We start from the raw sequence: 7,836 nt of genomic DNA on the forward strand, positions 1-7,836 counted from the left end.
TGAGAGCCGCCCGAGGAAACTGGCTCCGCATCGCAAACCCGTTGCAACGGATCGGCTCGGCGCGCCTCGGCCACGTGCTGCTCAACTTGCCGGGTCTGGCCCGCATCCGGCAAGAGGCCATCGCGGTCCAATGAAGAGAGCATCGCGTCTGGGACGCGTTGAGCCGCATGGGAGAAGCCTCTGGGAACGGCGAATGAGACGTTTATAGCATCCTTGATCGCAGAGGCGGCTTGATCATCCTGCCCTCGCTGAAGCACCTCGCTAAACCCGTCTACCAGTCGCAGAAACTCCTCTGGATTGGTTGGCGGCTCGTCGGCTTGATCATCGAACAGCGGCCGGAGCGCGTCGGGAACCCCGTCTGATCTTGGGGACGGGGCAGCCCAGCGGCCGGGCTCTTGAGAGCCGCCCGAGGAAACTGGCTCCGCATCGCGAACCCGTTGCAACGGATCGGCTCGGCGCGCCTCGGCCACGTGCTGCTCAAAGCCCAGTTGCCCGACCTGACCAGCTTGCCCCTCTTCCAAGCCGGCGTCCTGCACCTGCCCCAAAGCTGTTACACGGAATGGATTACTATTTCGTGGGTCCACGTGAGCCTCACATCAAAATTCATCTGAGCGAGCCTACTCCGGCAAACTTTTAGGTTGCAACCGTGTCCGACTTTTAGGTTGCAACCGTAACCGAATTCGGTCGGACGACACACGTCTTTCACGTTTGCGATGGAGGTCGTCCTCCCCGTTTCGCCATCGGCTTCGCCGGCCGTGACATGAACATTCGGTGGCAATGAGGAATCTAAAGATTTGATACCTCCTTCTTCAATCCCGATTAGCGCAGTAAACATTTCGACCGAGGCGCCGAGGCGCAGTACGTGAATATAGCGTACATGCGTCTCGGTCATGACGAACTGAAGATGTGCCCCGGGCTCAATGTCACCTTGCGCGCCGCCAGATCTCGACGTCGGCAATATCGGCTGCACGCCGGTAAAGCAAGAAATTGACCTGGTCTAGAGCAGAATCTGATCACTCAGGCTCGTATCCTGCGGCGCAGAAGTAGTTTGTGCATTCCTCGGCGGTGAAGCGTGGCAGGGCGTCGCCGATTGCGTCCCAAAGCTCGGGGATGTTGCGTGCGGCGGCTTTCCTGAGGATCGACTTCAGCTTGGAGAAGGCATTCTCGATCGGGTTAAAGTCGGGGCTGTAAGGCGGTAGGAAGAGCATTCGCGCGCCGGCCGCTTCGATCGTTTGGCGGGCGGCGGTGACTTTGTGAGCGGGCAGGTTGTCGAGGATGACGATGTCACCAACTCGAAGCGTAGGTGCCAGTACATGCTCGGCATAAGCGGCGAACCATTCACCCGTCATCGGTCCGTCGAGGCGAGAGCGGCGCGACGCGAGCAAAGCCCCAAGGCGGAGACAAGCGCTCCCAGCTGCTCTAGCTTCTCCAGTCAGGACTTCTCAACACTTGCTTCCCACGTCTTGTTCCAAGTCATACCGCATCACCCGCAGGGTTTGTCCTGACCTGTTGCAAAGCGCCGCGTATTCGAGCGAACGCCGGCATCTCGTAATGCGATCCGCCCTGACGGACCGTAGACTCGGATCCCGTTGGCGACCTGTTCGGCATAGACGCGTATCAACTCCCGATCAGGCTGAAAGCATGAGGAAATCATGTGTCCGCTCTCCATTTGTGAACGAAACCTTCTACGAACATGCACAAGCCCGTGGCGTTAAGCCCCGTCGAACTGGGTAAGCAGCGCGATCACTACAAGCGTGCGACTTCCGCAACGTATGGTCGCTTCACGTCAAACACAGCGAGAAGGGGAGCTTCCGGAGGGTCAACTACAAGACAAGGTAGTATCGTCTAACAATAATTTCCCATATCATCGAGCCGGACTCTGACGGTAACGCGAGGGAATAGGCGATGACGAAATGTACAACCCTTGATGTATCAAGGTACGTTTGTACGAAACATCAGGAAGCTCTTAAGGTTGGCATGCGATTCAAGATGGGGGATGATCTTGACGAGTACATTGACATTACAACGAATCTTTATGGAAAGTCGCCCACCTTTCCAAAATTCCGACCTGATTGTTCACGGATTGAACCGGGCCGTGCGTTCTGGATAATCGGAGAAGATCAATCTGACAAAATAGCGCATGTTCAAGCGCTTCGCGTTGACGATCTGACGACAACCACCTTGGCTGAACACCTCGAATCCTTGAAAGCATGCTACGCGGATCCGAAGAACCAAGCCGGATCAGGCTCGTCATGTGCTTGCCATGCACCGACGGCTCGGAAAATAACTGGAGTCGTAGCTTATCACGGCGACCTATGGCTCCGAGACGATTTTAGGGGAAAGGGATTAGCAGGTATTCTCGCGGGCATTGCGTTTGGGCTGGCGCTAGCGAAATGGTCCCCAGATTTCATTTATGCTCTCGTTCCTTCTTGGTTAATCGAAAGGGGAATTGCCGATCAGTACGGTTATCTCCATAGAGAGGCGCATGGCTCCATTTTGAGTTTACCCGAGCGAGGAATCGAGGACGATGATTGGCTTATTTGGATAACGCGGCCCGAATTGTTCCAGCTGATTAAGCGCACGACGACTGAAATGCCGGTGTCGAGCCCTTCTTGATCACGGTTTGGCTTGCGGTCGGACCCCGGGCGAGATGGCTGAGTAGTCCGCATAGGAGAGGTCTAACTGTCGCCCGACATGGCTCTTACGACCGGCATATCCTGTCTGCTTCAGCTATGTGCGACGCAATACGGTCACAGCCCCCAAATGACGTTCCCAGCTTCTCAATGACGGCTCGGCGACTGAAGGCGCTGGAGGACGAGAACACACGGCTGAAGCGACTTCTGGCCGATGCCGTGCTCGACAATGCCGCGATGAAGGATCTTGTGGGAAAAGAATGTATGGTCCGCCCCGTCCGTGCAAGGGTTCGCGACATCGCAAATGACGATTCCAGTTGCATAAATGTATCCGGCCTCTCGCGAGTGGACTGCTGTTGCAGCCAGGCCATGATGAGATCCGCGCACGCCGTTCCCAATAAATGGTTCAGGCACGAAGCCCGCTTTTTTGCACAGGGCTTACGGCATGCTGATCCACTGTTTCGTCATCGCTATTCCCGAGCCTTGCCATCGAGCCGAGAGGGTCAGGCGAATGCAGGATCCCTGCGTTCGTAGAGCGCCCCCGGCTTGGTCAGGACAACCCAGACAATGCGCGCCATCTTGGCAGCGAGTGCGACAACGGCCTTGTTCGGGTGCATCCGGTTCTGCAAGCCGTCGAGCCAGCTTCCAAGGCGATCCCGGGTTCGATCTAGGTGTCGAAAGCAGGATCGCGCGCCATGAACGAGGAGCTTGCGGACGTAGCGGTTCCCGCGCTTACTGATGCCAAGGAGCTTCTGCTTGCCTCCGGTCGAGTGTTCCCGGGGGACAAGGCCCAGCCAAGCAGCCAGATCGCGAGCCCTCTGGAACTGACGTCCGTTGCCGACGGCCGCAAGAAGGGCGGTTGCGCCCAGTGCTCCGATTCCGGGGATCGTCATGAGCCGGCGGGCAACATCTTCTCGATCTGCAATCGCAGTGATCTCCCTCGTCACGTCGCTTATGCGCTGCTCCAACCGGTGCAGGTCTGCAAACAGATCCGTGAGCAGTTTGCGCATCGCCGGCGAGAGGTCGTTTGACGCATCGTCGAGAACCAGCGGCAGGTCGAGCTTGAACAGGCCCGCTCCTTGTCTCAATGCGATGCCGCATTCCAGGCAGAATGCTCGCATCTGGTTGATGAGACGAGTTCGCGTGCCGATCATCTGGTCGCGCACCCGATGCAGCGCCTGGAGGTCAGCCTGCTCCTCGCTCTTGATCGCAGCGAAACGCATTGTCGGTCGCGTGGCGGCTTCGGCGATGGCCTCGGCATCGATGATGTCGCTCTTGTTCGACTTCACGTAGGGTTTCACGAACTGCGCCGGGATCAGGCGAACCTTGTGCCCCAGTGCCTGCAGTCTCCGGGCGATCCATTGTGATCCTGCGCACGATTCCAGCCCCACGATCGCCGGCGCTGCTCGTCCAAAGAACTGCAGCAGCGTATCGCGTCGAAAGCGAGTTCGCTGGACGGGCTCGCCGCCGCTGTCCAGGCCAACGACGTGGAAGATGTTCTTGCCGATATCGCCTCCATAGACTGCCGCAGGGCGCGGCGCATTGCGTTGGGACATTGCAACCTCCTTTGTTGTGACTGCCCAGATGATGCTGCGGGAGGACGGGGCGGACCATCCCATTAATGGTGACGCCCGCGGCCAAGCGGAAAGCTGTCGCTCGCCTGAACGATGCCTTCGGGATGAGCGAACGGCGGGCGTGTAAAGCCATCGGCTGCTGCCGCATGACGGTTCGCTACGAGACCAGCCGTCCCGACGACCGTGAGGTCCGCGAGCGGATGAAGGCGATCGCGCAGGAGCGGCGGCGGTTCGGCTACCGGCGTCTTCTCGTGATGTTGAGGCGGGAAGGCCTCGTCGTGAACCATAAGAAGCTGTTCCGGCTCTACCGGGAGGAGAAGCTCGCCGTTCGCCGCCGTGGCGGCCGCAAGCGGGTGATCGGGACCAGGGCGCTGATGCTGGTGCCCGACGAGCGCTGGTCGCTTGACTTCGTGTCGGACCAGCTCACCGACGGGCGCCGCTTCCACATCATGGCCGCCGTCGACGACTGCACGAGAGAGTGCCTGGCACTCATCGTTGATACGTCTCTCTCGGCGTGCGGGTGACCCGCGAATTGGACCGGCTCATCACCGAGCGCGGCCGGCCGAGGATGATCGTCAACGACAATGGCCTAAGAGCGGAAGGAAATGGAGCGTGCAGTCAAGGTCTCTCTGTTCGTCAGCATGCTCTTGCTGCGTGACGTTGGTCAAGTCATCGAACCAGGTGGCTTCCACCGGCAAGGGAAAGATCTCGTCCATAGCAAACACAGGGTATGCACGCAGGCGGCCCTCACCGTCCTCAACACGAGCTTCTGATCCAGGCGGAAGACCCGAACATTATCTACAGGGTCATCGAAGCGATGCCCTCACGATCAGGATTGGTAGTTTTCGAACTGCTGTCCATCTGTGTAGGTCGCCGCTAATGCATGTCGCCCGGAAGTGTCCTCGGTTCCGGGACAACGACATGCATAAAATCAGAAGCTTACAGCAGGTCGGGCGAATCCTATTCGCCGCGACATGCTGTAGACACGCAGAAACGTGATAAAAACCGCGAGTATGGGCTCGGATGCGGAAGTGCGATTTTCACTTTCCGCCACTCTAGGTGTTTAGTCCCACGGTGTGATGGCGTATCGTTGTCGCCGCGGGAGAGGGATGCCAAGCGCATCGGCCACTGCCGACGCGCAGGGCACGCCTGAATCGAGAGCATCCGACGCTCAAGCAAGGGCATCACGCTTCTCGAAATGCCGCAGCCACGGCCATCATCCCCATGCGAAATGGGAGATAAATTCCCTTTATGATCCGACTGCCGAAACTCATAGGTTTGTCTGAGTTGACAATCTCGGCCTCGAATGACCCGCTTTCGTGCTCGATCCTGACACAGACATCTTGAAAATCCAAGAATGCACCGGTACTCGGCGCGTATGCTTTGTACACGGCTTCTTTTATCACAAAGATCAGTTTCGGACCGAAACGACTGCTGGACCATTCCGCCCGCTCTGTTTCGGTAGGCGTGCATATGATCGGCAGCAGGTCCGCTCCGAGTGGTTCATCATCTTCAATATCCAGCCCAAGAGCGAGCACGTTATCGACACGTCCGGCAACGGCTCCGCAGTCGCAGCAAGAGTGGGAGATGCTTCCGACGACTCCGGAAGGCCACAGAGGAGCGCCATCTGCCCTCGACAAGATCGGGACAGGAGCAACACCCAATTGACGCAACGCCTCACGAGCGTGATGCCGTCCCCAAGCGAACTCACGCCTACGACGAAGCGAGACGTTTCCCAGCATGTCGGTTTCCGTGGCAAATGGAAGCGGAATCGGATCACCTAGTGGCTCGCCCGAAAAGCTGATGTCATGCCCCAAGGCCGAACAGATAGTAGCCTCTAGAGTCGCGAGCGTCGTCATAGGTAAACAAGCCCTTGTTCTGGAAAGTGTAAAGCTGCTTTGCAGGCTTTGCCAGCGCTAGCCTGAAATCGAACCGACGTGGCACATGACGCACGGAGGTACCTGACCGGAGGTCTGAATATCGACAGAAATGTCTGCTTGCAGGCACCGGGGACGAGACCAATCCTTCATCTTTCACCTCTCAGCCCATCCATGGCACTCCGCTGGATTGAAAGAGCAGGTTTCACCTGAACTCCGGGGGCCGTGACCGCGGTACCGCCTTTTTCATAACCAGCCCCCACCGTGTTCGAAGCAATCGTCGTGCCAGTCAATATGCGAACCTTGGCTAGGGAGAAGAAACCATTAGGGTGCGCGCATACGACGGGATGGAAGGATCGTACCCACTAAGGTAGACGCTATGGGGCGAGCGGCAAGGGTGGCATTCTGGGGCGCTGTTGAATCCACCCCCGTAAGGGGCGCGTATGTCGCAGTCCTTTGACGCGAGCCGGTCCTTGAGAGAAGTTGCGTGCAGCAGCGCTATCTCTATGTGGAAAGTATCCGCGGCGGCAAAACCGTTCGCCACCGCTTGATCGCCGCGCTGGGCCGCAAGGATGCGCTGGTTGCCAGCGACTTGACAGATTGGCGGCCTCAATTGCGCGCCATGGCGAACGCTTGTCCGACATTGACGCGGGGCGGATTGCCCCTCGCCGCATTGGCGGTCCACGCCGAGGGTCTGGCGCTCCATGACTTTTACCGGGCCATGGCGTGGCTGGGCGAGGAACTCGGCGAAGGCGCAAGGCGCGCTGGTGGCGCGCTGCGTGAAAGACGTGATCGAGGAAAAGCTCTTCGCACGCCGGCAGGACCTGTTCACCGACCTCAGCCTTGTGTTCATGGACACAACCTCGTTGTCCTTCCATGGCGCGGGCGGCAGACGCTGGGGAAGCGTGGGCATTCCAAGGACTTCCGCCCCGATCTGGCGCAAATGATCCTGGCGCTGGTCGTTGATGCCGAGGGCCGGCCGATCTGCACCGAGATGGTGCTTGGCAACGCCGCTGACGTGACCGTCCTGCTGCCGGTGGTCGATCGGTTGCGAACGCACTTCAGCGTTCCACGCGCCTGCGTCGCCGCCGTCTTCGCCCGACTGCCCGCCTATCCGGCCCATCGGATCGATGATTTGCTGCCATGGAATCGGAGATCCGCAAAACTGCGGACCCAACCAGCGGCGGCCTGATCATGAGCGCAATAAGGTGCATCACGTTCACACCGTCGACCGTGTCGCCAGGGACCTCGGCGTCAGCGAAGAGCTCATCCAGGACCTGACGCTCGGTCTCGAGCCCGAGGACGGCGTCATCTGGGTCTACGGGGCCAACGATGACGACGGGATCTTGGCCTTCACCGATGAAGGCGTCGAGGAGGTCGAACTCCTCCTCGAAGAATATCATCGGGTCTCCCCACCGAAAGCTTGACCTCAACACCGTGGTGCAGGAGCTCATGGCTGCGGATACGCACGTCTGCGGTCTTCACCGGATGGGTACGGCTTTTCGAGCGCGGCGATGGTTTCGGTGTTGATTATGCGGCGGCGAGCCAGGACTGAGGTCGATATCGCTCATCTTGGCGCTGACGATCCGGCTGTAGAGAACGGTAGCGCGCTGTCCGCCGCGATCGGAACCGCAGAACAGCCATGACTTTCTGCCGAGAGCGATGCCGCGCAGAGCTCGCTCGGCCGCGTTGTTCGATAGGCAGATACGGCCATCGTCGAGGAAGCGGGTGAAGGATAACTGCGGCGCAGCA

6 protein-coding genes and 5 pseudogenes are annotated in these 7,836 nt (G+C 59.0%); 6 read left to right on the forward strand and 5 right to left on the reverse strand.

The window, feature by feature from the left end; genetic code table 11:
* A pseudogene (locus C7I87_RS35550) lies at positions 1–521 on the reverse strand (hypothetical protein); the annotation flags it as partial.
* Positions 522–1,013: 492 nt separating this feature from the next.
* Positions 1,014–1,361 (reverse strand): annotated as a pseudogene (locus C7I87_RS06775) (transposase); the annotation flags it as partial.
* A gap of 616 nt (positions 1,362–1,977) precedes the next feature.
* On the opposite strand from C7I87_RS06775, the gene C7I87_RS06780 reads away from it, so the two are divergent.
* On the forward strand, positions 1,978–2,616 hold the full coding sequence (locus C7I87_RS06780; protein ID WP_246696216.1) for a hypothetical protein: 639 nt from the start codon (positions 1,978–1,980) through the stop codon (positions 2,614–2,616).
* A gap of 173 nt (positions 2,617–2,789) precedes the next feature.
* A pseudogene (locus tag C7I87_RS06785) lies at positions 2,790–2,921 on the forward strand (IS3 family transposase); the annotation flags it as partial.
* A 215-nt stretch (positions 2,922–3,136) separates the two neighbouring features.
* On the opposite strand, the gene C7I87_RS06790 reads toward C7I87_RS06785, so the two are convergent.
* Positions 3,137–4,189 (reverse strand): IS110 family RNA-guided transposase, encoded by a 1,053-nt coding sequence (locus C7I87_RS06790; RefSeq protein WP_149903457.1) that lies wholly within the window; start codon positions 4,187–4,189, stop codon positions 3,137–3,139.
* 65 nt (positions 4,190–4,254) lie between these two features.
* Here C7I87_RS06790 and C7I87_RS06795 point away from each other — a divergent pair.
* Positions 4,255–4,814: pseudogene (locus C7I87_RS06795) on the forward strand (DDE-type integrase/transposase/recombinase); the annotation flags it as partial.
* 577 nt (positions 4,815–5,391) lie between these two features.
* Here C7I87_RS06795 and C7I87_RS06800 read toward each other — a convergent pair.
* Positions 5,392–6,066 (reverse strand): 4'-phosphopantetheinyl transferase family protein, encoded by a 675-nt coding sequence (locus tag C7I87_RS06800; RefSeq protein ID WP_149903458.1) that lies wholly within the window; start codon positions 6,064–6,066, stop codon positions 5,392–5,394.
* 722 nt (positions 6,067–6,788) lie between these two features.
* Between C7I87_RS06800 and C7I87_RS35555 the strand changes: the two genes are divergently transcribed.
* From C7I87_RS35555 to C7I87_RS06810, 3 genes are read left to right on the forward strand one after another with little or no spacing between them, the layout of a single operon-like run.
* Positions 6,789–7,031, forward strand: coding sequence for a hypothetical protein (locus tag C7I87_RS35555; protein WP_210250616.1), 243 nt, complete (start codon positions 6,789–6,791; stop codon positions 7,029–7,031).
* The gene (locus C7I87_RS35560) at positions 7,028–7,276 is read left to right on the forward strand and encodes a hypothetical protein (RefSeq protein ID WP_210250620.1); all 249 of its coding nucleotides are present in this window, start codon (positions 7,028–7,030) and stop codon (positions 7,274–7,276) included. Before C7I87_RS35555 ends, C7I87_RS35560 begins: the two co-directional genes overlap by 4 nt.
* 16 nt (positions 7,277–7,292) lie before the next feature.
* Positions 7,293–7,511 (forward strand): hypothetical protein, encoded by a 219-nt coding sequence (locus C7I87_RS06810; RefSeq protein WP_246696217.1) that lies wholly within the window; start codon positions 7,293–7,295, stop codon positions 7,509–7,511.
* A gap of 112 nt (positions 7,512–7,623) precedes the next feature.
* On the opposite strand, the pseudogene C7I87_RS06815 reads toward C7I87_RS06810, so the two are convergent.
* Positions 7,624–7,836: pseudogene (locus C7I87_RS06815) on the reverse strand (transposase); the annotation flags it as partial.

The sequence above is a fragment of the Mesorhizobium sp. SARCC-RB16n genome (genome assembly GCF_008520305.1).
Lineage (GTDB): Bacteria > Pseudomonadota > Alphaproteobacteria > Rhizobiales > Rhizobiaceae > Mesorhizobium.

What these genes read in the sequence shown, in the direction of transcription:
- C7I87_RS06780 (WP_246696216.1), top strand. Translation starts at nt 1,978, where the DNA reads ATGCGATTCAAGATGGGGGATGATCTTGACGAGTACATTGACATTACA.
- C7I87_RS06790 (WP_149903457.1), bottom strand. Translation starts at nt 4,189, where the DNA reads ATGTCCCAACGCAATGCGCCGCGCCCTGCGGCAGTCTATGGAGGCGAT.
- C7I87_RS06800 (WP_149903458.1), bottom strand. Translation starts at nt 6,066, where the DNA reads ATGACGACGCTCGCGACTCTAGAGGCTACTATCTGTTCGGCCTTGGGG.
- C7I87_RS35555 (WP_210250616.1), top strand. Translation starts at nt 6,789, where the DNA reads ATGACTTTTACCGGGCCATGGCGTGGCTGGGCGAGGAACTCGGCGAAG.
- C7I87_RS35560 (WP_210250620.1), top strand. Translation starts at nt 7,028, where the DNA reads ATGATCCTGGCGCTGGTCGTTGATGCCGAGGGCCGGCCGATCTGCACC.